Source organism: Serratia sp. AKBS12, assembly GCF_024793895.1.
Taxonomy (GTDB): domain Bacteria; phylum Pseudomonadota; class Gammaproteobacteria; order Enterobacterales; family Enterobacteriaceae; genus Serratia_F.
The window spans coordinates 307830-333291 of the sequence record NZ_JANUSB010000016.1; the positions used below are offsets into that span (position 1 = coordinate 307830).

General features: G+C 55.8%; 22 protein-coding genes, 5 tRNA genes and 2 other RNA genes. 4 read left to right on the plus strand and 25 right to left on the minus strand.

Features of this window, described 5'->3' with window-relative positions; translation table 11 throughout:
- The first annotated feature begins 1 nt into the window (after position 1).
- The 4 genes from NYE85_RS20825 (at position 2) to zitB (ending at position 5172) form a co-directional block, all read left to right on the plus strand.
- Complete coding sequence (locus NYE85_RS20825; protein ID WP_259006641.1) at positions 2-331, plus strand: YbgS-like family protein; 330 nt, start codon at positions 2-4, stop codon at positions 329-331.
- Between the two features lie 78 nt (positions 332-409).
- A complete protein-coding gene (locus NYE85_RS20830; protein ID WP_259006642.1) occupies positions 410-1015 on the plus strand; it encodes a response regulator transcription factor in 606 nt (201 codons plus the stop codon).
- Positions 1012-4218, plus strand: a complete 3207-nt coding sequence (locus NYE85_RS20835; protein ID WP_309600885.1) for an ATP-binding protein — start codon at positions 1012-1014, stop codon at positions 4216-4218. The genes NYE85_RS20830 and NYE85_RS20835 overlap by 4 nt, the downstream gene beginning before the upstream one ends.
- Before the next feature lie 3 nt (positions 4219-4221).
- Positions 4222-5172, plus strand: a complete 951-nt coding sequence (gene zitB / locus NYE85_RS20840; RefSeq protein WP_259006644.1) for a CDF family zinc transporter ZitB — start codon at positions 4222-4224, stop codon at positions 5170-5172.
- 32 nt (positions 5173-5204) lie between these two features.
- Here zitB and pnuC read toward each other — a convergent pair whose 3' ends face one another.
- The 25 genes from pnuC to NYE85_RS20965 all read right to left on the minus strand — a co-directional run bounded on the left by pnuC (position 5205) and on the right by NYE85_RS20965 (position 25450).
- Positions 5205-5930, minus strand: a complete 726-nt coding sequence (gene pnuC / locus NYE85_RS20845; protein WP_259006645.1) for a nicotinamide riboside transporter PnuC — start codon at positions 5928-5930, stop codon at positions 5205-5207.
- A gap of 26 nt (positions 5931-5956) precedes the next feature.
- A complete protein-coding gene (nadA, locus tag NYE85_RS20850; RefSeq protein WP_259006646.1) occupies positions 5957-7018 on the minus strand; it encodes a quinolinate synthase NadA in 1062 nt (353 codons plus the stop codon).
- Positions 7019-7422: 404 nt separating this feature from the next.
- Positions 7423-7498: transfer RNA gene (locus NYE85_RS20855), tRNA-Lys, on the minus strand.
- A 6-nt stretch (positions 7499-7504) separates the two neighbouring features.
- Positions 7505-7580: transfer RNA gene (locus NYE85_RS20860), tRNA-Val, on the minus strand.
- 60 nt (positions 7581-7640) lie between these two features.
- A non-coding RNA gene (locus NYE85_RS20865) (RtT sRNA) lies at positions 7641-7762 on the minus strand.
- A gap of 16 nt (positions 7763-7778) precedes the next feature.
- Positions 7779-7854 (minus strand) — tRNA-Lys (locus NYE85_RS20870).
- Between the two features lie 60 nt (positions 7855-7914).
- A non-coding RNA gene (locus NYE85_RS20875) (RtT sRNA) lies at positions 7915-8036 on the minus strand.
- A 16-nt stretch (positions 8037-8052) separates the two neighbouring features.
- Positions 8053-8128: transfer RNA gene (locus NYE85_RS20880), tRNA-Lys, on the minus strand.
- 157 nt (positions 8129-8285) lie between these two features.
- Positions 8286-8361: transfer RNA gene (locus tag NYE85_RS20885), tRNA-Lys, on the minus strand.
- Between the two features lie 175 nt (positions 8362-8536).
- Positions 8537-9322 (minus strand): cell division protein CpoB, encoded by a 786-nt coding sequence (gene cpoB / locus NYE85_RS20890; protein WP_259006647.1) that lies wholly within the window; start codon positions 9320-9322, stop codon positions 8537-8539.
- Between the two features lie 9 nt (positions 9323-9331).
- Positions 9332-9844 carry a peptidoglycan-associated lipoprotein Pal gene (gene pal / locus NYE85_RS20895; protein ID WP_259006648.1) on the minus strand — a complete coding sequence of 171 codons (513 nt, stop codon included), beginning with the start codon at positions 9842-9844 and terminating at the stop codon, positions 9332-9334.
- A 44-nt stretch (positions 9845-9888) separates the two neighbouring features.
- Positions 9889-11181 (minus strand): Tol-Pal system beta propeller repeat protein TolB, encoded by a 1293-nt coding sequence (gene tolB / locus NYE85_RS20900; protein ID WP_004965777.1) that lies wholly within the window; start codon positions 11179-11181, stop codon positions 9889-9891.
- A 256-nt stretch (positions 11182-11437) separates the two neighbouring features.
- Positions 11438-12625: a cell envelope integrity protein TolA gene (tolA, locus tag NYE85_RS20905; protein WP_259006649.1), complete on the minus strand. Its 1188-nt coding sequence runs from the start codon at positions 12623-12625 to the stop codon at positions 11438-11440.
- A gap of 78 nt (positions 12626-12703) precedes the next feature.
- Complete coding sequence (tolR, locus tag NYE85_RS20910; protein ID WP_259006650.1) at positions 12704-13132, minus strand: colicin uptake protein TolR; 429 nt, start codon at positions 13130-13132, stop codon at positions 12704-12706.
- A gap of 12 nt (positions 13133-13144) precedes the next feature.
- Positions 13145-13828 (minus strand): Tol-Pal system protein TolQ, encoded by a 684-nt coding sequence (tolQ, locus tag NYE85_RS20915; RefSeq protein WP_259006651.1) that lies wholly within the window; start codon positions 13826-13828, stop codon positions 13145-13147.
- Positions 13825-14229: a tol-pal system-associated acyl-CoA thioesterase gene (gene ybgC / locus NYE85_RS20920; protein WP_259006652.1), complete on the minus strand. Its 405-nt coding sequence runs from the start codon at positions 14227-14229 to the stop codon at positions 13825-13827. The genes tolQ and ybgC overlap by 4 nt, the downstream gene beginning before the upstream one ends.
- A gap of 130 nt (positions 14230-14359) precedes the next feature.
- Positions 14360-14653, minus strand: a complete 294-nt coding sequence (gene ybgE / locus NYE85_RS20925; protein ID WP_004965788.1) for a cyd operon protein YbgE — start codon at positions 14651-14653, stop codon at positions 14360-14362.
- Complete coding sequence (gene cydX / locus NYE85_RS20930; protein WP_004965790.1) at positions 14653-14766, minus strand: cytochrome bd-I oxidase subunit CydX; 114 nt, start codon at positions 14764-14766, stop codon at positions 14653-14655. The genes ybgE and cydX overlap by 1 nt, the downstream gene beginning before the upstream one ends.
- 17 nt (positions 14767-14783) lie before the next feature.
- On the minus strand, positions 14784-15923 hold the full coding sequence (gene cydB, locus NYE85_RS20935; RefSeq protein ID WP_259006653.1) for a cytochrome d ubiquinol oxidase subunit II: 1140 nt from the start codon (positions 15921-15923) through the stop codon (positions 14784-14786).
- Positions 15924-15937: 14 nt separating this feature from the next.
- A complete protein-coding gene (gene cydA / locus NYE85_RS20940) occupies positions 15938-17506 on the minus strand; it encodes a cytochrome ubiquinol oxidase subunit I (RefSeq protein WP_259006654.1) in 1569 nt (522 codons plus the stop codon).
- A 730-nt stretch (positions 17507-18236) separates the two neighbouring features.
- Positions 18237-19109, minus strand: a complete 873-nt coding sequence (gene sucD, locus NYE85_RS20945; protein ID WP_004965798.1) for a succinate--CoA ligase subunit alpha — start codon at positions 19107-19109, stop codon at positions 18237-18239.
- Positions 19109-20275: an ADP-forming succinate--CoA ligase subunit beta gene (gene sucC, locus NYE85_RS20950; RefSeq protein WP_004965801.1), complete on the minus strand. Its 1167-nt coding sequence runs from the start codon at positions 20273-20275 to the stop codon at positions 19109-19111. The genes sucD and sucC overlap by 1 nt, the downstream gene beginning before the upstream one ends.
- Before the next feature lie 121 nt (positions 20276-20396).
- A complete protein-coding gene (odhB, locus tag NYE85_RS20955; protein WP_259006655.1) occupies positions 20397-21617 on the minus strand; it encodes a 2-oxoglutarate dehydrogenase complex dihydrolipoyllysine-residue succinyltransferase in 1221 nt (406 codons plus the stop codon).
- An 18-nt stretch (positions 21618-21635) separates the two neighbouring features.
- Complete coding sequence (gene sucA / locus NYE85_RS20960; RefSeq protein ID WP_259006656.1) at positions 21636-24443, minus strand: 2-oxoglutarate dehydrogenase E1 component; 2808 nt, start codon at positions 24441-24443, stop codon at positions 21636-21638.
- Positions 24444-24733: 290 nt separating this feature from the next.
- Positions 24734-25450, minus strand: coding sequence for a succinate dehydrogenase iron-sulfur subunit (locus tag NYE85_RS20965; protein ID WP_004965808.1), 717 nt, complete (start codon positions 25448-25450; stop codon positions 24734-24736).
- Between the last annotated feature and the right edge of the window lie 12 nt (positions 25451-25462).

The following is a 25462-nucleotide window of genomic DNA, read 5'->3' on the forward strand; positions in this document are numbered from 1 at the left end:
TATGAATAAACTTGCGACCCTGCTCCTGACACTGTGTATGGCCTTGGCCAGCGGTACGGCGCTGGCAGAAGACAGCGGCTCCAATAGCAATAACGGGCATGCCAACATGACCAAAAGCGAAGGGGCCAAAGACGCCATGCCGCCCAATAACGTTGATAACAGCCAAATCAACACCAACGGCGACACCCAGAGCAATGGGCAGAATAACAGCCAGAACATGAGCAAGGATGAAATGCACAAACGCGCAATGTGCAAAGACGGCCGCTGCCCGGATCCGCAAAAAAAGGATCAGGCTGAAAAAGAAGGAATGGATCAACCAGCCCAGCAATGATCGGCGGCGATCCAGGGGAGCATCCGCTCCCCTTTTTAGTTATGCTAACGCTCAGGACTCTCTGACTTGAGCACCATAATGCACTCTCTATTATTGGTAGATGACCACCCGGTGGTTCATGTCGCACTGGAAGCGGCGCTGATGACTTCCCCCCACGCCTATGCGTTGCACGCCGTGCACAACGATACGCTGGCGCTGACCGAGCTGGCGACCAACCGTTTTGATCTGGTGATTCTGGATATTGGTCTGCCGCAGGTAGACGGTCTGCAACTGCTGAAAAAAATTCGCCGTCATTATCCGCAACAAGCGATCCTGATTTATACCGCGCAGGAAGAAGAAGTGTATGCACGCATGGCCTACAGCGCCGGCGCCAATGGTTTCGTGCATAAGGGCAAGCCCCTGGAACAGCTGGTGCTGGCGATCGACGCGGTGCTAAGCGGCGCAACCTGCTTTCCCGCCGACATGCCGGCTGACGAGACAGCGACGGCCGACGGCAGCCAACTGACGCCAAAAGAGCTGCAGGTGCTCGGACTACTCAGCAAGGGGCTGTCGAACCTGCAAATCGCCGAGATGTTGAACATCAGCAATAAAACCGTCAGTACCCATAAAAAGAACATCCTGCGCAAGACCGGTGCCAGTAACTTGCTTGAGCTGGTCGCGGTGTTCAAAGAGCTGACGCCATAATGCGCCGCTGGCTGCTGCTGGTGCTGATGTTATGCCTGTACGGCAGCGCGCGAGCCGAACCGCCGCTGCGCTACCAGCCGATCGGCAATCTGACCCTGCCCACCAATATGCTGATCGCTGGCGAGAAAACGCCTTGGCGCGAGCGTACCGTGCGGGTAGGTATTATCAGTGAAAATACCAGCCCTTATAACATTCTGGTGGATGAGGATTTATACGGCTTGAACGCCGATTACCTCGACTATATTCAACAGGTGACGGGCATTCGCTTCACCATTTATGGCTTTGCCGACCTGCCGCAGCTGAAGCAGGCGCTACAGCGTGGCGAGATCGACCTGCTGTACGGCATACCGCAACACGCGGCGCTGCACGGTTTGAGCCTTTCTCAGCCGTATTACATCAGTAATCTGCGCGTGCTGCGCGATCGTGCCAATAAGCGTCAGGTGATGCTCAATTCCGCCGATGCGCGCGTCGCCATCGGCGCGTTTACCGATATGCAGGCCGGTTCGGCGCTCCAGGCGCTAACGTCGCATCTGCAACGTTACGATAATAATCTGCAGGCGGTGTACGCCTTGCTCAACGGTAGCAGCGACTATTTTATTGCAGACGAAGCCAGCGCCAGTTTTATCATCGATCAGCTGCAATTGGGGCAACTCTACCAAATCGAAAGCGCCATCGATCTTGGCAATTTGTCGTTTGTATTTGCCGCGGCCAACCGCTCATTAATAACCACGCTGAATACCGCCATCGCCAACACCCCAATGGAGTTGATGAATATCCTCCAACGCCGCTGGAGCAAGAAAATCCCCAGTTACCTGGACACCGGCAATGCCGATCTGACCCAGATGGAACAGCAGTGGGTCGATCAGCACCGCAGCGTGACCTTTGCCGCCATCGAGAACGATTTCCCGTTTGCCTATCGAGGCTCAGATGGCCAACCGCACGGTTATGCTATCGACATCCTCAATATCATTGCGCAAAACACCGGCATGCAGTTTGTTCCTCGCTGGGCGCGCAATGCCGAGCAGGCCGACCGACTGGTGAGCGACGGCCAAGCCAGTTTGCGCGTCGCCCTGCCTTTGGCGCGCGGAGTGAAGGCACGCTACGGTACCAGCATGCCACTCCACCGTGCGTTATGGGGAGTGTACATCGGCCAATATGCCAACGGCGTCTCAGGCTGGAACGCCCTGCACGGCAAGCGCATCGGCTATGTGCGCGGTGACCTTGGGCAAAACCTGATCCAGGCCGACGGTGACGCCATTGCCTTCGATGACGGCAAGGCAATGTACGACGCGCTGGCCAATGGACAACTGGATGCCCTGGTCGACAATATCATTTCAGCCAATTTCTTTGCCCTTTCGCGTTACGCTGGTGCCATCAAGCTGGCGTTTGCCGCCAATAACGTTGCCTATCCCATCGCCTTCGGCGTTCAGCCGAGCCAACCGTTGCTGTTGGCAATCATCGATAAAAACCTGATGCAGATCCCGGCCGAAACGCTGCAATCGCTACGCGACGAATGGATCGTCGATCGCAGCAGTTTGATTGACGCAGTGAATGATAACCGCATGCAACCGCAAACCACCTGGCTGTTGGCGCTGCTCGGCGCCAGCATTGCATTGCTGTTGCTATTGCTGCTACGCCGCTATATTCAGCAACGCCGCGAACGGCGTGAACGGGCCAGGCTGGAGTTGGCGCGCCGGCAAGCCGAAGCGGAAAACCGCAGAAAGAGCAAATTCCTCGCCACCATCAGCCATGAATTGCGGACTCCGATGCATGCAATCCTCGGCCTATTGGAACTGGAGCTGAAGCAGCCATCCGTTGCCGGCAGCCTGCCGGTGATCTACAGTTCGGCATCCTCACTGCTGAACCTGCTAAATGACCTGCAGGATCATGCCAGGCTGGAAACCGGCTCGCTAACCTTGGCACCCAAGGCGCTGGCGCTGCGCCCCTGGGCGGAGCGCCTTGGTGCGCTGTATCGCCCGCTGATCGGCGAACGGCCGGTGACGCTGAACATGCACCTTGCCGAGGCGCTGCCTGTCGCATTGATGCTTGATGGTGAGCGTTTACTCCAGGTGGCGAATAATCTGATCAACAATGCGATCAAATTCACCCCTCGTGGCAGCATTGACGTCAGCCTGAGCTGGCAGCCGCAGGAGGCACAGCGGGGAGAATTACGGCTGAGCGTGTCCGACAGCGGTTGCGGCATCGCCGCTGATGAAATCGACAAGCTTTTCCAGCCGTTTTATCGCGCGCGCAACGCCCAGCGCATTTCAGTACAGGGAACCGGGCTGGGACTGTCGATTTGTAAAGAGATAGTCGAACAAATGGGGGGAAATATTCGTCTGCAATCACAGGCCGGCGTTGGCACCCAGGTGCATGTCGTCATTCCTGCCACGCAGACGGAGAGTGAGGCCGACAGCCTGCCGCAGACTACACCGCCGGCGTTACCCAACCCGTCGCTGCGGGTAGCCTTGATTGACGATCATCCAACCAACCTGCTGCTGATGCAACGCCAATTGCAGCACTTCGGGGTTACGCCCACGCTATTTGAACGCGGTTATGACCTGTTGAAAGCCCACCGACAGCACCCGTTCGCCATGCTGTTTATCGACTACAATATGCCACGTCCAGACGGCCTGACGTTGGCGCGGCTAATACGCCGCGACGAGCAACGTCGCGGACTGGCCGCCAGCCAAATCGTGCTGTGCTCGGCCGACGTGCAGGAGTTCACCCGTATTCCCGCCGGCTCAGTGGCGATCGACCAGTTGCTGACCAAACCGATCCCGCTGACCGCCATTGGACAACTGTTGTCTCAAGCTGCACAAGGGGTAAGCTCGCAGTCAGCCCTTACTGACCTGAAAAACGCACTGGTCGCCATGGCCGGCCACCACCCGGCAATGCAGCACAAGCTGGCAATCACGCTAGTGGCCACCCTGCGTGAAGATCGCCTGCGCGCAAGCGAGGCGGCCGAGCGACAACAATGGGCGCTATTGGGCCAGGCAGCGCATCGCATCAAGGGCAGTCTGCTGATGCTGCAACTAACGCAGGCGGCCCAAGGTTGCCAACAGGTGATCGACGCCGCACATGTGCAACGATTAGCGCCAGATGCCTATACTGCTATGATGGCGTCAGTGGCAGAGATACTGAGCGGACTGGATAACCTGCTCAGCGCTGGCGAATCTCGTTTTTATCAAGCAAAGGGATAACAGATGTCGGAAACCTCTCACGTTCACCTGCCGAAAGACAGTAATAGTAAACGCCTACTGACTGCTTTTCTGGTCACTGCCGTCTTTATGATCGCCGAAGCGATCGGCGGCCTGCTTTCCGGTTCGCTGGCGCTGCTGGCGGATGCCGGACATATGCTCACCGACGCCGCAGCCCTGCTGGTGGCTCTGATGGCCGTGCACTTTTCGCAACGCAAACCCAACGCACGCCATACCTTTGGCTATTTGCGCCTGACCACCCTGGCCGCGTTCCTCAATGCCGCTGCGCTGCTGGCGATCGTGGTATTCATTCTGTGGGAGGCGATACGGCGCTTCTTCGAACCACAGCCGGTAATGGGCACACCGATGCTGATTATCGCCATCGCAGGGCTGCTGGCCAATCTGTTCGCCTTTTGGTTGCTGCACCGCGGCAGCGAAGAAAAAAACATCAATGTTCGCGCCGCTGCGCTACACGTGTTGGGAGACTTGCTCGGCTCGGTCGGGGCCATTGCCGCTGCGGTGGTCATTCTCACTACCGGCTGGACGCCGATCGACCCGATCCTGTCGGTGTTGGTGTCATGTCTGGTATTGCGCAGCGCCTGGAAGCTGCTGAAAGAAAGTTTCCATGAGCTGCTGGAGGGGACGCCGCAAGAAGTGGATATCGCCAAACTGCAAAAAGACCTGTGCCTGAATCTGCCGGAAGTGCGGAATATTCACCACGTGCACGTGTGGCAAATCGGTGAGCAACGGCTGATGACGCTACATGCCCAGGTTATTCCACCGCACGACCATGACGGGCTGCTGCGGCGTATCGAAGCCTATTTACTGACGCATTACCAGATTGGCCATGCCACCATTCAGATGGAGTACCAGCACTGTGACGCGCCAGATTGCGGTATCAACCGCGCCCCAGAACCGAGTGAACACTCACATTCTCATCTGGGGCACCACCACTGAGCCAACGGAGCGCATCGCAGCGCCCCATCTGTTTACTCGCCTGAAGACAGCGGCCGGGAATGGTTCCTGGCCGCGCTGCGTACCCACAGCCAGGAACCGTTGAGCGCAATCAGCGTCAGGATCACGTATTCCAGCGCCATGGCGTAAACCCCCTGATAGGCAAATATGGCGACGCTGACAACGTCAATCACCACCCACAGCAGCCAGTTTTCAACGTATTTACGCGTCATCAGGATCATCGCCACGATCGATAGTACCATCATGGTGGAATCCCAGAACGGGAAGGCGTCCGGCTGTAGTTCGGGTTGCCGTACCTGTATACCGAGCATTTGCATCACCGCCACTGAAATCTGCGTCAACCAGGCAAAGACGCGGTCGATGTTGAAGGTCATCAGCAAGATACCGAGCACGCATACCAGCGCCCAGCCGAGGGCCTTTGGCAGCGACAGCCAGCGAATTTGCAGCTCGGCCTGGTGATCTGCCGTCTGGCGGCTCCAGGCATACCAGCCGTAAATATTGGCGCCAAAAAAGAACAGTTGCAGCAGCAGACTGGCATACAGCTGGATCTGAAAGAAAATCACCGCAAACAGCGTAACGTTGATCAAGCCAAACAGGTAGTTAATGATTTTTTCTTTGCTGGCATACCAGATGCATAGCAGACCGAACAGGGTGCCTATGGCTTCAATCCACGACAGATCGTAGCCGCCGGCGCCCAGCGGAATGTGCACCATGATATTGCTGGTACTGAAAAAGCTCATCTGGCCTTCCTTATCTCGTGGTGAGTTTATGCGTTCCCTTTAACCTGCATTTTCAGCTGTGCGGCAAAATCCAACATGCGATTGAGCGGAATCAGCGCCTTGGTACGCAATGCGTTATCCACCAGGATCTCATGCTGCACGCCGCCCTGCTCTAACCCATCGGCAATCGCCTGCAAACCGTTCATCGCCATCCACGGGCAGTGCGCGCAGCTTCGGCAGGTCGCACCCTCGCCAGCCGTCGGCGCTTCAAACAGCTCTTTGTCCGGACATGCCTGCTGCATTTTGTAGAAAATACCGCGATCGGTAGCAACTATCAGTTGCCGATGCGGCAGTTGCCGAGCGGCCTGAATCAACTGGCTGGTAGAACCGACTGCATCGGCCAGTTCCACCACCGCCTGCGGTGATTCCGGATGCACCAGTACCGCCGCGTTTGGATATAACCCCTTCATGCGCAGCAGCGCCTGGGTTTTAAACTCGTCATGAACGATGCAGGCACCCTGCCAGCATAGCACGTCGGCACCGGTTTGTTTCTGAACGTAATTACCGAGGTGACGATCCGGCGCCCAGATGATTTTTTCCCCCAGGCTGTCGAGATGTTCTATCAGTTCGACGGCAATACTGGAGGTCACAACCCAGTCGGCACGCGCTTTTACCGCCGCTGAGGTGTTCGCATAGACCACAACGGTGCGGTCCGGATGCTGGTCACAAAAGGCGTTGAATTCCGCTTCCGGGCAGCCGAGATCCAATGAGCATTCGGCAAACAGCGTCGGCATCAGCACGGTTTTTTCCGGGCTAAGGATTTTGGCGGTTTCGCCCATAAACCTTACACCGGCCACCAGCAGCGTCGAGGCCGGATGCTGACTGCCAAAACGCGCCATTTCCAGCGAGTCCGCCACGCAGCCGCCGGTTTCCTCCGCCAGTGCCTGGATTTCCGGATCGGTATAATAGTGCGCAACCATCACCGCATCGCGCTGTTTAAGCAACTTTTTTATTTTCTCGCGATAAAAGGCCTTTTCCGCCTGATCCAGCGTTGCCGGTTTTGGCGGGAAAGGATAAATCGCCGCGTTGACATCAAACATTTCACTCATCACCGTCATCTCGTGCTAGGCTGGGCGCCTGCCGGATCTGTGTTGCTATCCTCTTCGCGCCCTCGTTTTATATACTAAACAAAATACCTAACTTATCGCTAAAAGTCGCTGTAATTTTCGTCTTCTAGCAAAAAATGTTTACTTAGTAGAACATGCAGGGCCATTTTGCCGCCACCGCCGAGCCGGTTCCACCTGGCGGACAAAAGGAATGCGTCAGGACACTGGCGGTAGGCACAACGAGCCTGCAGAGTTCTGTGTCGCGGGTAGTGGGTAGTGGGTAGTGGAGATGTTGACGAACATGAACGCAGGTGCCAGACATGGCACTTTGCTTATGCTAGGCCGGAGTTCGAGATTACAACGAGCTCAAATGCAAAAAAAGCGCCTAAAGGCGCTTTTTTCTAAATTGGTGGGTCGTGCAGGATTCGAACCTGCGACCAATTGATTAAAAGTCAACTGCTCTACCAACTGAGCTAACGACCCATGCAGTGGTGGGTGATGACGGGCTCGAACCGCCGACCCCCTCCGTGTAAAGGAGATGCTCTACCAACTGAGCTAATCACCCACTGACGTGGTTTACTGCTTATCCGTCTGAAGCCGTTTTGCTTGCCAATTCGTTAACAATTGGTGGGTCGTGCAGGATGACGCGGCTTACGCCTTGCCCATTGGGCCATCACTGCGTGATGTTGTCTCGCTTGCGCTCGACTCGAACCTTGACGGTTCTCATCCTTTCCGACTCAACGCTTGCCAATTCGCTAAGAATTGGTGGGTCGTGCAGGATTCGAACCTGCGACCAATTGATTAAAAGTCAACTGCTCTACCAACTGAGCTAACGACCCACTGACGTGGTTTACTGCTTATCCGTCTGAAGCGGTTTTGCTTGCCAATCCGTTAAGAATTGGTGGGTCGTGCAGGATGACGCGGCTTACGCCTTGCCCATTGGGCCATCACTGCGTGATGTTGTCTCGCTTGCGCTCGACTCGAACCTTGACGGCTCTCATCCTTTCCGACTCAACGCTTGCCAATCCGTTAAGAATTGGTGGGTCGTGCAGGATTCGAACCTGCGACCAATTGATTAAAAGTCAACTGCTCTACCAACTGAGCTAACGACCCACTGACGTGGTTACTGCAACTACCAGGAAATTTAACTCACCGTTTTGAACTTGCAATTCCAAAACGGGCGTGCCGTGAGGATGACGCGGCTTGCGCTCGACTCGAACCTGACGGTTCTCATCCTTTCCGACTCAACGCTTGCCAATCCGTTAAGACTTGGTGGGTCGTGCAGGATTCGAACCTGCGACCAATTGATTAAAAGTCAACTGCTCTACCAACTGAGCTAACGACCCAATTTCCTTGCTGCTTTAACACCTTGCAAGATGTCTTGGCAACGGCGGCATATATTACTAATTTATCTCAGCAGCGCAACCTAAATTTTGGTTCATCTGGTTCAACTGCTTGTTCTTCACACGAATGAGCCCAGAATTCGGCCAGATCGACCAAATTCCGGGCTCGTTTTTACTATTAACCTGCAATACGCTTGTTGGCCTGCTTGGCCGCATCGCTGGTTGGGTATTGCTTGATCACCTGCTGGAACACGGCTTTGGCTTTATCCGCCTGGCCTTTTTCCTGCATGATGATGCCGACCTTGTACATCGCGTCCGGCGCTTTTGGCGATTTCGGGTAATTTTTTACCACCACCGCAAAATAGTATGCCGCATCGTCTTTCTTACCTTTGTTGTAGAACAGCTGACCGAGCCAATAATTGGCATTAGGCTGGTAAGTAGACTTTGGATACTGTTTTATGAAACCCTGAAACGCTGAAATAGCCTGATCGTACTGCTTTTTTTCCAGCGCCAGAGAGACAGCGGCGTTGTAGTCGCTGTTCTCGTCGCCCGTGCTGGCCGGAGCCGCCGAAGCTGCCGCCGGGGCACTGCTGCTACCGGCGGAAGAAGCCGCCGCGGCAGCGCCTGCCGTAGCCGCAGAATTCTGAGCGCCGCCCTGCCCGAGGCTGTCTATCTGTTCATAGATTTGCTTCTGGCGTTCAACAACCTGGTTCAACTGATATTGGCTTTCCTGGATTTGACCACGAAGTGAGTCGATATCACGCTGGTTATCGGAGGCTTGTTGCTGGAGTTGGTTTAACAGCTGACCCTGAGCATTGGTGATTCGCTCAAGTGAGGTGACACGGTCTTCGACCGAGCCGGAGCCGACATTACTGATTGGCGCTTGGGCAGTAGCGGCCCATGGGACCGCTACGCCAACCAGTAACGACAGACTCAACAGGTGACGTCTGAAGTTACTGTTCATGCGATTCTCTTAGTAAACCAGAACGGCACGACGGTTTTTAGAGTAAGCCGCTTCGTCGTGGCCCAGTACTGCAGGTTTTTCTTTACCGTAAGAAACGATAGAGATCTGATCGGCAGAAACGCCTTTACCTTGCAGATACATTTTAACCGCGTTAGCACGACGTTCGCCCAGGGCGATGTTGTATTCTGGCGTACCGCGCTCATCCGCGTGACCTTCAACGGTCACTTTGTAAGATGGGTTGTTACGCAGGAAAGTCGCGTGCGCATCCAGCATCTGAGCGAACTCAGAAGAGATGTCATATTTGTCCAGGCCGAAGTAAACGATGTTGTTCTTTTGCAGTTCTTGCATCTGCAAACGAGCTTGTTCTTCGGAAGACAGGTTGGTGCTGCCACTTTCCATACCAGTGCCGCCTGCGCCTACACCGGATTGGTCGTTGTCCGCGCTTTTGTTAGAACTACAAGCTGCTACAGCCAGAACTGGCAGTGCCAGCAGAAGCCCTTTCAGCACTTTGTTCAGTTGCATTTCTTTGATCCTTTTATAGTTTGCCATACATATTTACACATGCATCACAGATACGGCGACCAGGCAGGGAATTTGACCTGTCCATCAGTTGCCGGAAGACGCGCTTTGAAACGCCCATCGGTCGATACCAGTTGCAGCACGGAGCCCATACCTTGCGTGGAGCTATAGATCACCATGGTGCCATTTGGCGCGATACTCGGCGTTTCGTCGAGGAACGTGTCCGTTAATACTTGAACGGCTCCCGATCCAAGATCTTGTTTGGCGATATGTTGAACACCGTTGTTGGTGGTCACCATCACCAGGAATTTACCGTCGGCGCTGACTTCAGAGTCCTGATTCTGGCCACCTTCCCAGGTCAGACGCTGTGCGGCACCGCCGCTTGCACTAATTTTGTAAATCTGTGGCCGGCCACCCTGATCGGAGGTAAATGCCAGAGACTGGCCGTCCGGGAACCAGGTCGGTTCGGTATTGTTGCTGCGCCCGTCAGTCAGTTGGGTTATCTGGCCAGAGCCCAGGTTCATCACATACAGGTTCAGGCTACCGCTCTTGGACAAGGCAAACGCCAGTCGGCTACCGTCCGGCGAGAACGCTGGCGCACCGTTGTGGCGTGGGAACGACGCGATCTGACGGATGGCACCGTTAGACAGCGTCTGCACCACCAGCGCGGAACGACCGCTTTCAAAGGTCACGTATGCCAGTTTGCTGCCGTCCGGCGACCAGGTCGGCGACATCAGCGGCTGCGGCGAACGATGCACCACAAACTGGTTGTAGCCGTCGTAATCGGCGACGCGCAGTTCATACGGGAACTTGCCGCCGTTGGTCTGCACCACGTAGGCGATACGGGTGCGGAACGCGCCCTTGATGCCGGTCAGCTTCTCGAACACCTCGTCACTGGCGGTATGCGCCGAATAACGCAGCCATTGCTTGGTCACCTTGTACTGGTTTTGCGCCAGCACGGTGCCCGGCGAGCCGGAGGTGTCTACCAGTTGGTAGGAAACCAGATAGCCGCCGTCAGCGCCTGGCTGAACCTGGCCAACCACCACGGCATCAATGCCCAGCGCGGTCCAGGCCGCCGGCGTCACTTCAGACGCGGTGGTCGGTTGCTGTGGCATACGTGCAGCATCGATCGGATTGAACTTGCCGCTGTTGCGCAAATCCGCTGCGACGATCTTGCCCACGTCTTCCGGAGGCGTGCCTGGACCCGCCCATTTGAACGGCACCACACCAATCGGCCGCGCAGAGTCGACCCCCTGGGTGATTTCAATGCGAACTTCCGCGTGCAACACGGAGGCCCACAGTATTAAAAAACCTAGCGCTACTCGAAATGCCTGCTTCATCTCATCTCCCTTATCCAGGCGGGATGCCTGCGATAAATTAGCAGAATTTTAACAAACCAACGCCAACAAAACTACGTTTACCCAACGCATTTCAGGCGGTAGTCGAGACGTCAAAAACACGTCCCCCGGCGCTGGTGCTAACAAGCCACCGGCGGGAATACGCGCGCTCGACGACGCGACGGCTCGAAATCCAAGGGGCATAATCCCTGTTGGTTACCTTAGTACATCCCTGCCGTTTTACTCGGCTAAACAACCATTATTGCGGCTTGAAGGTAAGAGGAGCATTCTTAAATACCTCATAGACCGCCTGACTTGGCGGTTTAGGGATACGCGCCTGTTTCGCTGCGGCAATGGCCGCCTGGCACAGCGCCGGATCGCCCCCTTCAGCCTTCACGCTAATCAGCAGACCGTCCGGTGCCAGTTTGATTCGCAAATCGCACTGGCGACCTTTGTACAGGTCAGCATCGTAGAACTTGCTCTGGATAGCGGCGGTAATCTGCCCCAGATAGCCACTGATTTCAGCACCGCTGGCACCGGCGGTCTTGGCATTGCCCTGCCCGGCCGGCTTACCGTCGCCCTGTTGCTTGCCACCGCCTTTCGGCGCGTTTTTACCGTCGGCCAGACCACCGAACAAATCTTCGACCTCGGAAGACTGCTTGGCAGCTTCTGCTGCGGCCTTTTTCTTCGCTTCCGCTGCCGCTTTCTTGGCTGCGGCGGCTTTTTCTGCCGCGGCCTTTTTAGCGGCTTCGGCCTTGGCTTGCTTCTCGGCTTGTGCCGCGGCTTTCTTCTCGGCCTCGGCGGTCGCTTTGGCTTCTGCCGCTTTCTTCGCTTCTTCTGCCTGTTTTTTGGCGGCAGCAGCAGCGGCGGCTTCTTTCTTGGCCTCGGCTTGCGCTTTCTTCTGAGCATCGGCCTGAGCCTTGGCTATCCTGTCCGCTTCGGCTTTTGCCTTGGCGGCAGCCTGCTCAGACGCCTTCTGTTGTTCTCTGGCTTTCGCCGCAGCGGCTTCTGCCGCCTTCTGCTGTTCCACAGCCTGCTTTTGTTGCTCTGCGGCCTGTTTTTGCTGCGCAGCCTGCGCCGCTTTCTCGGCTTCGGCTTTCTCTTGTGCCGCCAGACGCTCCTGCTCCAGCGCTTTCAGACGCTGTTGCTCCTCGGCCTGCTGCTGTCGTAGCTCTTCCGCCTGCTGCTCCGCTTTTTTCTGGCGCTGCTTTTCTGCACGCTGCGCGTCGTTGCTCTGCTGTTGCTGGCGGTTGTATTGCTCCACTACCGCACCAGGATCGACCATCACCGCGCCGACCACCGAGCCGTCGCCGCCACCGCCTGCGCTCATTTCAGCGTTTTCGTGCAGCGATCCCCAAATCAACAGGGCAATCAATACAATGTGCAGAACCACCGAAACAATAACGGCGCGGTTCAGCTTATCGTTTTGCTCAGTTGCCTTTACCAAAATAGATTCCCAAAAACTGGTGCTTAAACGGGGCCCCCGAACCGCAGTACGGGAGCCGGGTTGCCATTCACCTTACGGTCAGATTGGCTGGGTCATCAACCCCACGGAAGCCACGCCCGCCTGATGCAAGATATTCAATGCCTTGATAATCTCATCGTACGGTACTTCCTTCGCCCCACCGATCAAAAAGACCGTCTTCGGATTGGCTTCCAGACGCGATTTTGCTTCCGCTGCCACCTGCTCCGGCGGCAACAGTTCCATGCGATTGTGATCAACCACCATGGTGTATTGCCCGACGCCGGAGACTTCAAGGATCACCGGCGGATTATCGTCACTGGCTACCGTTTTGGAATCGGTGGCGTCTGGCAGATCAACTTCCACGCTCTGGGTAATGATCGGTGCGGTTGCCATAAAGATCAGCAGTAGCACCAGCAGTACGTCCAGCAATGGCACAATGTTGATTTCCGACTTCAGCTCACGCCGTTTACGGCCACGTACTCTCGCCATACAACCTCCTACTTATTTGCTGTCGCTGGAGAAGGCCTGACGATGCAGAATGGCGGTAAACTCTTCCATAAAGTTGTCGTAATTCTGCTCAAGCTTGTTGACGCGCTGGTTGAGGCGGTTGTAGGCCATAACGGCCGGGATCGCGGCAAACAGACCGATCGCGGTGGCGATCAACGCTTCGGCGATGCCCGGTGCAACCATTTGCAACGTGGCCTGCTTCACCGCGCCCAGCGCGATAAAGGCGTGCATGATCCCCCAAACGGTACCGAACAGGCCGATATACGGGCTGATGGAACCAACGGTACCCAGGAACGGAATATGGCTTTCCAGCGTTTCCAGCTCGCGGTTCATTGAAATGCGCATCGCACGCGATGCGCCTTCAATCACCGACTCCGGCGCATGGTTGTTGGCGCGGTGCAGGCGGGCAAACTCTTTAAAACCAGAATGGAAAATCTGCTCTGAGCCGGTCAGGCTGTCTCGACGCGCCTGGCTTTCCTGATACAGACGGGAAAGCTCGATACCAGACCAGAATTTGTCTTCAAAGGCTTCGGCGTCACGCGTGGCCGCATTGAGGATGCGGGTACGCTGGATGATGATCGCCCATGAAGCCACTGAAAAGCATATCAGAATCAGCATGATAAGCTTAACAAGCAGGCTCGCCTTCAAGAATAGATCTAGGATGTTCATGTCAGTCACTGCTTAAACTCCGCGACAATAGACTTAGGAAGCGCTCTGGGCTTCATTTGGTGTGGATCAATGCATGCAATCAATACATCCGCCTGACTCAACAGAGTCCCGTCGGCATTGACAATGCGTTGGGCAAACGTAAGGGACGCCCCGCGCATCTGGGTGATCTCACTCTGAACTTCCAGCCGATCGTCAAGACGAGCTGGCAGCAGGTAGTCCACCGTCATGCGCCGGACAGCGAAAGCGATATTTTCACTGAGCAGCTGCTGTTGATGAAAGTTACGTTGACGCAGCATTTCGGTGCGCGCTCTTTCAAAAAAGGCGACGTAGCGGGCGTGATACACCACACCACTGGCATCGGTATCCTCATAATAAACCCGGACCGGCCATCGAAATAACGTATTACTCACTAGACTTCCCAGCAATGCAATTTAACGCTGCTACTATACGCAAGAGCGATCGGGTTGGGAATGGGTTACAAGAGGGGAACGAAAATAATTATGGGCCGCGAGGGCCCATATCATGGGGATATGACGCATATTATAAAGAAACGTAAAGTAATCCCGCGGCAAGGATCACAATTGCGGGCAATGGCGCAAAAAAAGCGCGCCACAGCAGGCGCTGAGGCCGGAAACCGACGCCATGCACCATCCCGGCACACACCGCCCACACCAGCAAGATGCCCTGCCAGATTTCCAGACTGCTGGTACGCGCCGCAAAACGCGTCGGATCCCAAAACACGCTGCCGGCCATAAACAGCGCCAATGCCAGTGAAAGGGCCCGAATCGGGCCCTTGTCGACAACGGCATACAGCCTGTCAGTCAGCGAGCTCATCACTTACCGTCTTGCTGCGCTTTAGCATCTTCGCTGTGCTCAAGCGCCAGCGCCGTGATAATACCGAAGGCGCAGGCAAGAAGCGTTCCGAGGATCCAGGCAAAATACCACATGGTTTAGCTCCTTATTCTTAGTACAGCGAATGTTTGTTGTTTTCGATGTAGTTTTTATCCAGCCGACCAAACATTTTGTAGTATGCCCAGCAGGTATAGCCCAACACGATTGGTACGAAGATGATCGCCACCACGGTCATCACTTTCAGCGTCAGCAGGCTGGAGGTGGCGTCCCACATGGTCAGGCTCATGTTCGGGTTAGTACTGGACGGCATGACAAACGGGAACATGGTCACGCCGGCGGTCAAAATGACGCAGGCGATGGTCAGTGACGATGTCAGGAACGCCAGCGCCCCCCTTTCCAGACGTGAGAACAGCATCGTGAACAGCGGTAACACCACACCCAGCGCCGGCAACGCCCACAGCGCCGGATAGTTGTTGAAGTTGATCAGCCAGGCACCGGCCTGATGCGCCACTTCCTTGCGCAGCGGGTTGGATTCCGCCGCGGTGTTCAGCGCCGACGTCACCACATAGCCGTCGATGCCTTTCACCAGCCAGATGCCCGCCAACAGGAAGCACACCGCCATGATCAGCGTAGCGATCTGCGCCGCAGCGCGTGAACGCAGGTGAATTTCGCCGGTGGTACGCATTTGCAGGTAGGTGGCGCCTTGGGTAATCAGCATGGTGAGGCTGACCACACCCGCCAACAGACCGAACGGGTTCAGCAGTTGGAAGAAGTTGCCGGTATAGAACAGGCGCAGATATTCGTCCATATGGAACGGCACGCCCTGCAGCAGGTTGCCGAACGCCACGCCAAACACCAGCGCAGGCACGAAGGAACCGACGAAGATGCCCCAGTCCCACATGTTGCGCCAACGGCTGTTTTCCAGTTTGGAACGGTAGTCAAAACCGACCGGGCGGAAGAACAAGGCGGCCAGCACCAAAATCATCGCCACATAAAAGCCGGAGAATGCGGCGGCGTATACCATCGGCCAGGCGGCAAACAGCGCGCCACCGGCGGTGATCAGCCAGACCTGGTTGCCGTCCCAGTGCGGGGCGATGGCGTTGATCATTACCCGGCGTTCGGTATCGGTTTTCCCGATGATGCGCACCAGAATGCCAACGCCCATATCGAAACCATCGGTGACGGCAAAACCAATCAGCAGCACGCCAACCAGCACCCACCAGATAAAGCGTAGTACTTCATAATCAAACATACATGGACTCCTGTTTAGCGCGCTTCCTGCACGGCGGCAGTCGGTTGTTCAAAGTGATAGCGGCCAGTTTTCAGGCTGCTTGGCCCCAAACGCGCAAACTTGAACATCAGGTACATTTCAGCCACCAGGAACAAGGTGTACAAGCCGCAAATCAGCCCCATGGAGAACAGGATATCACCCACCGTCAGGGATGAGTTGGCGACCGCCGTTGGCAGCACCTCACCGATAGCCCACGGTTGGCGACCATACTCGGCAACGAACCAGCCAGCTTCTACCGCAATCCATGGCAGCGGCAAGCCGTACAGTGCCGCACGCAGCAGCCATTTTTTCTGGCCTATGCGGCCACGCACCACGCTCAGGAACGACAGACCGATGATGATCAGCATCAGCACACCACAGGCCACCATGATGCGGAAGGCGAAGTACAGCGGCGCTACGCGTGGGATGGAGTCTTTGGTTGCCTGGGCAATCTGCGCTTCGGTGGCGTCGACTACGTTCGGCGTATAGCGTTTGAGCAGCATGCCATAACCCAGATCCTGCTTGGTTTTGTTAAACTCGGCGCGCACGGTCGGGTCCGTGTTGCCGGAGCGCAGCTCTTCAAGCAGTTGGTAGGCCTTCATGCCGTTGCGAATACGCACTTCGTGCTGCGCCATCAGGTCTTTCAGACCGGTCACCTGGGTATCGGTAGAACGTGTGGCGATCAGACCGAGCGCATACGGGATTTGAATGGCGTAGGCATTTTCCTGTTTGTCCTGATTCGGAATGCCGAACAGGGTAAACGCCGCCGGTGCCGGCTGGGTATCCCACTCGGCTTCAATTGCCGCCAATTTGGTTTTCTGCACGTCGCCCATTTCGTAACCGGATTCATCACCCAGAACGATAACCGACAACACGGCAGCCATACCGAAGCTGGCAGCAATGGCGAAGGAGCGTTTGGCAAAGGCAACATCGCGGCCTTTCAGCAGGTAATAGGCACTGATGCCCAGCACGAACATTGCGCCGGTGGTGTAGCCGGACGCCACGGTGTGAACGAACTTCACCTGCGCAACCGGGTTAAGCACCAGTTCGGAGAAGCTGACCATCTCCATGCGCATGGTTTCGAAGTTGAAGTCTGAGGCGATGGGGTTCTGCATCCAGCCGTTGGCAACCAGGATCCACAGCGCGGACAGGTTGGAGCCAAGCGCCACGAACCAGGTGACCGCCATGTGCTGAACCTTGCTCAGGCGATCCCAGCCAAAGAAGAACAGGCCGACCAGCGTTGACTCAAGGAAGAACGCCATCAGACCTTCGATAGCCAACGGTGCCCCGAAGATGTCCCCGACGTAGTGAGAGAAATATGACCAGTTGGTCCCGAACTGGAACTCCATGGTCAAACCGGTGGCCACACCCAGGGCAAAGTTAATTGCAAATAACTTGCCCCAGAATTTGGTCATGTCTTTATAGATTTGTTTGCCGGACAGCACATATACCGTTTCCATAATTGCCAGCAAAAACGCCATGCCAAGCGTTAATGGGACAAATAGGAAGTGGTACATCGCCGTTAAAGCAAACTGTAAGCGCGACAGTTCGACAATATCAAACATCTTGACTCCTTGCTCCTCGCAGGAAGACTCCGAATTGCAATTATTGGTATTGCCCCATCCAGAAAGCTAACCAATAACGCCCCGCAGTGAATGCCCTAAACACAACAATTTTGATCCAGCCTCTCGGCTTTCAGCTATGCACTCCAGCCTGAACCAGGCCAGGGATGAACGCATCACCGAAAAACGACAGCGGGTAACAACTGCAACAAGATCAACAATTCATAATTACATTATGATGATACTCGCCCAAACCCACACAATAAATAGGTTTTTACGTGACGAGGGTTGGAAATTTGGCTACAGGTCAAAACATAGCCAAAAGTGGTACTCGGGTGCAAATTGATCTGGGACAATTTAAGCCTAACTGGAGTTTATTTCCAGATTCATCACACGATTTCGTCTAATTTTCTTGAGGCCGTGTTAATTAACGGTTTAATTGTTTTTTAATGATATTTTTGTGTTAATGGCTTGTGACTAAAAAGGCTGATATTAGAGTAAATAGCTGTTTTATAGCACCGAATATTAACCTTTTATTTTCTTACAAGACTTATCCTACCGTGAGTCAAAATGAAGGATGGGCTAATTAACTATAGCCTCAGTTTGCGGAGCCGATCGCAAATTTTATAATTTTATTTACTTACACCGCTACAAGGCACATTTCGATCAATAGGCATAAAAAAGGCCGCCCATGGGCGGCCAAACATGTCGAAATCGTATTATTGCATTGCGATCAGCGATTCAATACCGCTTTCACTGCGTCACCGATGTCAGCCAGGCTGCGTACGGTTTTAACCCCTGCCGCTTCCAGCGCGGCAAATTTCTCATCCGCGGTACCTTTGCCGCCGGCAATGATGGCGCCAGCATGGCCCATACGTTTGCCCTTCGGCGCGGTAACGCCAGCAATATAACCAACCACCGGCTTGGTGACGTGTTCCTTGATATAGGCTGCCGCTTCTTCTTCCGCGCTGCCGCCGATTTCACCGATCATGACGATGGCTTCGGTCTGCGGATCTTCCTGGAACATTTTCAGGATATCGATGAAGTTAGAGCCAGGAATTGGATCGCCGCCGATGCCCACGCAGGTGGACTGGCCCAGGCCGGCATCGGTGGTTTGCTTCACCGCCTCATAGGTCAGCGTCCCGGAACGAGAAACGATACCCACTTTACCCGGCAGGTGGATGTGGCCAGGCATGATGCCGATTTTGCATTCGCCCGGCGTGATCACGCCTGGGCAGTTCGGGCCGATCATGCGCACGCCAGCTTCATCCAGTTTCACCTTGACTGTCAGCATATCCAGCGTCGGGATGCCTTCGGTGATGGTGATGATCAGTTTAATACCGGCATCGATGGCTTCCAGGATGGAATCTTTGCAGAACGGCGCCGGAACGTAGATAACAGACGCGGTCGCGCCGGTAGTTTCTACCGCTTCACGCACGGTGTTGAACACCGGCAGGCCCAGATGCGTGGTACCGCCCTTGCCAGGCGTCACGCCACCAACCATTTTGGTACCGTAGGCGATAGCCTGCTCGGAGTGGAAAGTCCCCTGGCTACCGGTGAAGCCCTGGCAAATTACTTTGGTGTTCTTATCGATCAAAATGGACATTATTTACCCTCCACTGCCGCAACAACTTGCTGAGCCGCATCAGTCAGGCTGGTCGCAGCAATGATATTCAAACCGCTGTCCGCCAGTTTCTTGGCGCCCAGTTCGGCGTTGTTACCTTCCAGACGCACCACCACCGGGACGTTAACGCCCACTTCAGCCACTGCGCCAATGATACCGTCGGCGATCAGATCGCAACGCACGATACCACCGAAAATGTTAACCAGAACCGCTTTCACCTTGTCGTCAGACAGAATGATTTTGAATGCTTCGGTCACACGCTCCTTGGTTGCGCCGCCGCCAACGTCCAGGAAGTTGGCCGGTTCGCCGCCGTGCAGTTTAACGATGTCCATGGTGCCCATCGCCAGACCTGCGCCGTTAACCATGCAGCCGATGTTGCCGTCCAGCGCGACATAGTTCAGTTCCCACTGTGCCGCACGTGATTCGCGCTCGTCTTCCTGAGAAGGATCGCGCATTTCACGCAGCTCGGACTGACGGAACAGGGCATTGCCGTCAGCACCCAGTTTGCCGTCCAGGCAGATCAGATCGCCCTGCTTGGTGATCACCAGCGGGTTGATCTCAACCATCGCCAGATCGCGTTCGATGAACAGCGTGGCCAGCCCCATGAAGATCTTGGCGAACTGGCTGACCTGTTTGCCGGTCAGGCCCAGTTTGAACGCCAATTCACGCCCCTGGTAAGGCTGCGGACCTGCCAGTGGATCGATGGTCATCTTGTGGATCAGTTCCGGGGTTTCTTCCGCCACTTTCTCGATTTCCACGCCGCCTTCGGTAGACGCCATGAACACGATACGACGCGTACCGCGGTCAACCACTGCGCCCAGGTACAGCTCTTTATCGATGTCGGTCGCCGCTTCCACCAGGATCTGGTGAACCGGCTGGCCCAGTGCGTCAGTCTGGTAGGTCACCAGACGTTTGCCCAGCCACGCTTCGGCGAAGGCGCGGATATCTTCCTTGCTGTTAACCACTTTAACGCCGCCGGCTTTGCCGCGGCCGCCAGCATGAACCTGACATTTCACTACCCACGGGCCGGAGCCGATTTTGGAGGCGGCTTCTTCTGCTTCACGCGGTGTAGTACAGGCATAACCGGTTGGTGCCGGCATACCATACCGAGCAAACAGCTGTTTTGCCTGATATTCGTGTAAATTCATGATGTTCTATCCATTCAGGTCTGAAGTTTTAGCCGGGTCACCGTTGCGGAAAAACCGCGTGACGTATCGGCCACATAGCACAGAGTGCGGGCGCGACACTGCCGCGCCCAGGTAGGAGTTACTATACGTCCAGCAGCAGACGAGCCGGATCTTCCAGCATCTCTTTCACCGTCACCAGGTAACCCACGGACTCTTTGCCGTCGATCAGGCGGTGATCGTAAGAGAGCGCCAGATACATCATCGGTTGAATGACCACCTGGCCGTTCACCGCCATTGGACGATCCTTGATGGCGTGCATGCCGAGGATCGCGCTTTGCGGCGGGTTGATGATCGGGGTGGACATCAGCGAGCCGAAGACGCCGCCGTTGGTAATGGTGAAGTTACCGCCGGTCAGTTCTTCCACTTTCAATTTGCCGTCACGGCCTTTGACCGCCAGCTCTTTGATTTTCTTCTCGATATCCGCCATGCTCATGGTGTCCACGTCGCGCAGAACCGGCGTTACCAGGCCACGCGGGGTGGAAACCGCGATGCTGACGTCGAAGTAGTTGTGATAGACAACGTCTTCACCGTCGATCGAGGCGTTTACTTCCGGATAGCGTTTCAGCGCTTCAACCACCGCCTTGATGTAGAAGGACATAAAGCCCAGACGTACACCGTGGCGTTTTTCGAAGGCTTCGCCGTATTGCTTGCGCAGATCCATAATCGGCTGCATGTTGATTTCGTTGAAAGTGGTCAACATGGCCGTGCTGTTCTTCGCTTCCAGCAGACGTTCGGCCACGCGTTTGCGCAGACGAGACATCGGCACGCGTTTTTCGGAGCGTGCACTCAAGGCTGGCTGCGGTGCGGCTTCTGTTGCTGCCGCCGGCTTGTCGGCCTTCTTGCCGCCGTTCGCCAGATGCGCTTCAACGTCTTCACGGGTGATACGCCCTCCCACGCCGCTGCCCTTGATGGCGGCAGCATCGAGATCGTGTTCGGCAATCAGGCGGCGAATCGCCGGGCTGAGCGCGTCATTGCTCTCTTCGTCCAGGCTGGCGGTAGCACGCTGGGCCGGGGTGGATTCTGTGCTCTGGCTCTTTTCTGCAGTCGGTTTACCCGCGCTGTCGCCTGGGCGAATACGGCCAAGGATCTGACGAGAAAGCACCGTGGCACCTTCTTCTTCAACGATCGCATCCAGGATGCCTGCTTCACTGGCCGGTACTTCGAGTACCACTTTGTCGGTTTCGATCTCTACCAGCACTTCATCGCGGTTTACCGCATCGCCCGGTTTTTTATGCCAGGTCGCCACGGTCGCATCCGCTACCGATTCAGGAAGGTCAGGAACCAGAATATCTACGCTACTCATTAGCTTTCCCTTAAATTTTTAATCAATATTCAGCGCATCATTAACCAGAGCCTGCTGCTGCTTCTGGTGTACGGACATATAACCCACTGCCGGCGAAGCAGAGGCTGGACGCCCGGCGTAACGTAAAGAGGCCCCGAACGGAATCACTTCACGGAAATTATGCTGGCTACAGTACCAGGCACCCTGGTTCAGCGGCTCTTCCTGACACCAGACGAAGTCATGCACGTGCGCGTACTGTTCCAGTACCGCCTGCACCGCCTGGTGCGGGAACGGATACAGCTGTTCGATACGGACAATGGCGACGTCTTTCTTGTCGTTTTTGCGGCGCTGTTCCAGCAGATCGTAATACACCTTGCCCGAGCACATCACCACGCGCTTGACCGCTTTCGGATCCAGCTCGTCGATTTCACCGATCGCCGGCAGGAAGCTGCCGTTGGCCAGTTCATCCAGCGAGGACACTGCCAGCGGATGGCGCAGCAGGGATTTCGGCGACATCACCACCAGCGGACGGCGCATACCGCGCAATGCCTGACGACGCAACATGTGGTAAACCTGCGCCGGCGTAGACGGAATGCACACCTGCATGTTCTGTTCTGCACACAGTTGCAGATAACGTTCCAGACGTGCGGAGGAGTGCTCCGGACCCTGGCCTTCGTAACCGTGCGGCAGCAACATCACCAGACCACACATGCGGCCCCATTTCTGTTCGCCGGAGCTGATGAACTGGTCAATCACCACCTGCGCGCCGTTGGCGAAGTCACCGAACTGCGCTTCCCAGATGGTCAGGGTACGCGGTTCTGCGGTAGCGTAGCCATATTCGAATGCCAGCACCGCTTCTTCAGACAGCACCGAGTCCCACACCTTGAACTCGCCCTGGCCGGAATGCACATTGGACAGAGGGACGTACACCGAACCGTTTTTCTGGTTGTGCACCACCGCATGGCGGTGGAAGAAGGTACCGCGACCGGCGTCTTCACCGGACAGGCGGATTGGGATGCCTTCATCTACCAGCGTGGCGTATGCCAGCGTTTCGGCCGCACCCCAGTCGAACGGTTTGTTGCCGGCGGCCATTTCGCTGCGATCGCCATAGATTTTGGCTACCCGCGACTGCATTTCTACCGCGTCCGGCACCGTACTGATGCGGCGCGCCAGATCCTGCAGGCGTTTGGTTTCAACCTTGCTTGGGTACTCTTCGTCCCACTCGTGGTTGAGGTACGGCGACCAGGTAAAGGAGTGCAGATTCATCGGACGCCACTCTTCCACCACGCATTCGCCGCGGTCGAGCGCATCGCGATACAGGTTGACCATTTCCGTGGCATCTTCCAGCGTGGCGACTTTTTGCTCGGTCAGCACGTCGGCATAAATCTTGCGAGGTGTCGGATGCTTTTTGATCTTCTGATACATCACCGGCTGGGTTGCACTTGGCTCATCGGCCTCGTTGTGCCCATGGCGACGGTAACAGACCAGATCGATCATCACGTCACGTTTAAAGGTGTTACGGAAATCCAACGCCAGACGGGTAACAAAGGCCACCGCTTCCGGATCGTCGGCATTGACGTGGAAGATAGGCGACTGCACCATCTTGGCAATGTCGGTACAGTATTGGGTCGAACGCGCATCCTGCGGATTGGAGGTGGTGAAACCAATCTGGTTGTTGATGACGATGCGCACCGTGCCACCCACTTCGTAGCCTCGCGCCTGAGACATGTTCAGGGTTTCCTGCACCACGCCCTGGCCGGTGATCGCAGCGTCACCGTGAATGGTGATTGGCAATACCATGTTGCTGCGTGCTTCGTCCAGGCGATCGCGACGGGCGCGAACCGAGCCCATCACCACCGGGCTGACGATCTCCAGATGCGACGGGTTGAACGCCAGCGCCAGGTGCACCATGCCGCCTTCGGTTTCAACGTCGGAGGAGAAGCCCTGGTGATATTTTACGTCGCCGGTGCCGAGGTGTTCTTTGTGCTTGCCGGCGAATTCGTCGAACAGATCGGCCGGCTTTTTGCCCAGCACGTTGATCAGTACGTTCAGTCGCCCACGGTGGGCCATGCCCAGCACTACTTCGCGCGTGCCGTTTTTACCGGCATGGCGCACCATTTCCTTCAGCATTGGTACCAGCGCGTCGCCACCTTCCAGCGAGAAGCGTTTCGCCCCAGGGAACTTGGCGCCAAGATAGCGTTCCAGCCCTTCCGCTGCGGTCAGCTCGTTCAGGAAACGGCGTTTTTCGTCATTGGTGAAGCTGGCATGACCGACCACGGACTCAATCCGCTGCTGGATCCAGCGTTTTTCTTCCGTGTTGGTGATGTGCATATATTCCGCACCGATCGAACCGCAATAGGTCTGCTTCAGCGCGGCATACAGATCCGCCAGCTTCATGGTTTCCTTGCCAATGGCAAATGAACCCACGTTGAAGCTTTCCTGGAAATCCGCCTCGGTCAAATTATGGTAAGCCGGATCGAGGTCAGAAACCGCTTCCTGCTTCCACAGCCCGAGCGGATCGAGGTTGGCATGCTGATGTCCGCGGAAACGGAAGGCGTTAATCAGCTGCAATACCTTGACCTGCTTGGCATCGGTTTCAGGATCGGTGATGGTGGAGTTATAACGCGCAGAGTCCTTCGCCAGCCGGCGGAAGTATTCACGAGTTTGGGAGTGGAGTTGATCGGGTTTGACACCCGCAGTTGGTAGCTGTTGGAAAATGGAACGCCAGCTATCTTCAACGGAGCCCGGATCGGTTAAAAAGTCTTCATAGAGCTGCTCTATGTAGGACTGGTTCGCGCCCGCCAGATAGGAGGAATCCAGCCAGGCCTTCATTGCGCCGTTCTGCATTATGATCCCTTAAGCTTTAAAGCTTTAGTTTTCGCCGTGGTTAACATAATTACCGTGATTGAAACGGTTTGCCGTAAAAACGGTTCACTGGACGTATCCCCTGGGTTACCAATGCGAGGCATCGGCGACTTCGGGTATCTGTTTACGTTCTGTTATGGACCTTGCGGTCCCTTACAAGGAACCTCTAAAAACCGGCGGGACGAACCTGATTGCCTGGTGCCACAATCACGGGTCAGCTTTTAGAGGTTTCCTGCCAATGGTGCGCCGGGCATGCCCGGCGCACCGTCCGATTATGCGCCGCGTTGCAGCAGCATCGACTTGATGTGACCGATAGCGCGGGTCGGGTTCAAGCCTTTAGGACATACACTGACACAATTCATAATGCTATGGCAGCGGAAAACACTGAAAGCATCGTCCAGATCATCCAAACGTGCTGCAGTTTCGGTATCTCGGCTGTCAATCAGGAAGCGATACGCCGCCAACAGGCCTGCCGGACCAACGAATTTGTCCGGGTTCCACCAGAACGACGGACACGAGGTAGAGCAGCAGGCGCACAGAATGCACTCGTACAAACCATCAAGTTTAGCCCGTTGTTCCGGCGATTGCAGGTGTTCGCGCGCCGGCGGCGTTTTGCCGTCGTTCAGCAGGTAAGGCTTGATCTTTTCATACTGGGTATAAAACTGCCCCATATCGACCACCAGGTCGCGTACCACCGGCAACCCAGGCAGTGGACGAATGACGATTTTACCCTTGCCTTTGCTCAGCGACGACACCGGGGTGATACACGCCAGGCCGTTTTTGCCGTTCATGTTCAGACCATCGGAACCGCACACGCCCTCACGGCATGAGCGGCGGAACGACAGCGTCGGATCCTTTTCCTTCAGCAGAATCAGCGCGTCCAGCAGCATCATGTCGCGCCCTTCTTCCGCCTCAAGCTGGTAATCCTGCATGTGCGGAGCGTCATCGACATCCGGGTTATAGCGATATATTGAGAATTCGAGTTTCATCAATCGATCTCC

Excerpts from the sequence above, each read along its gene's own strand:
- cydB (WP_259006653.1), bottom strand. The coding sequence starts at position 15,923 with ATGTTTGATTATGAAGTACTACGCTTTATCTGGTGGGTGCTGGTTGGC.
- tolR (WP_259006650.1), bottom strand. The coding sequence starts at position 13,132 with ATGGCGAGAGTACGTGGCCGTAAACGGCGTGAGCTGAAGTCGGAAATC.
- cydX (WP_004965790.1), bottom strand. The coding sequence starts at position 14,766 with ATGTGGTATTTTGCCTGGATCCTCGGAACGCTTCTTGCCTGCGCCTTC.
- sucA (WP_259006656.1), bottom strand. The coding sequence starts at position 24,443 with ATGCAGAACGGCGCAATGAAGGCCTGGCTGGATTCCTCCTATCTGGCG.
- NYE85_RS20965 (WP_004965808.1), bottom strand. The coding sequence starts at position 25,450 with ATGAAACTCGAATTCTCAATATATCGCTATAACCCGGATGTCGATGAC.
- odhB (WP_259006655.1), bottom strand. The coding sequence starts at position 21,617 with ATGAGTAGCGTAGATATTCTGGTTCCTGACCTTCCTGAATCGGTAGCG.
- cydA (WP_259006654.1), bottom strand. The coding sequence starts at position 17,506 with ATGTTTGATATTGTCGAACTGTCGCGCTTACAGTTTGCTTTAACGGCG.
- NYE85_RS20830 (WP_259006642.1), top strand. The coding sequence starts at position 410 with ATGCACTCTCTATTATTGGTAGATGACCACCCGGTGGTTCATGTCGCA.
- pal (WP_259006648.1), bottom strand. The coding sequence starts at position 9,844 with ATGCAACTGAACAAAGTGCTGAAAGGGCTTCTGCTGGCACTGCCAGTT.
- zitB (WP_259006644.1), top strand. The coding sequence starts at position 4,222 with ATGTCGGAAACCTCTCACGTTCACCTGCCGAAAGACAGTAATAGTAAA.
- tolB (WP_004965777.1), bottom strand. The coding sequence starts at position 11,181 with ATGAAGCAGGCATTTCGAGTAGCGCTAGGTTTTTTAATACTGTGGGCC.
- ybgE (WP_004965788.1), bottom strand. The coding sequence starts at position 14,653 with ATGAGCTCGCTGACTGACAGGCTGTATGCCGTTGTCGACAAGGGCCCG.
- NYE85_RS20825 (WP_259006641.1), top strand. The coding sequence starts at position 2 with ATGAATAAACTTGCGACCCTGCTCCTGACACTGTGTATGGCCTTGGCC.
- nadA (WP_259006646.1), bottom strand. The coding sequence starts at position 7,018 with ATGAGTGAAATGTTTGATGTCAACGCGGCGATTTATCCTTTCCCGCCA.
- sucD (WP_004965798.1), bottom strand. The coding sequence starts at position 19,109 with ATGTCCATTTTGATCGATAAGAACACCAAAGTAATTTGCCAGGGCTTC.
- pnuC (WP_259006645.1), bottom strand. The coding sequence starts at position 5,930 with ATGAGCTTTTTCAGTACCAGCAATATCATGGTGCACATTCCGCTGGGC.
- sucC (WP_004965801.1), bottom strand. The coding sequence starts at position 20,275 with ATGAATTTACACGAATATCAGGCAAAACAGCTGTTTGCTCGGTATGGT.
- cpoB (WP_259006647.1), bottom strand. The coding sequence starts at position 9,322 with ATGAACAGTAACTTCAGACGTCACCTGTTGAGTCTGTCGTTACTGGTT.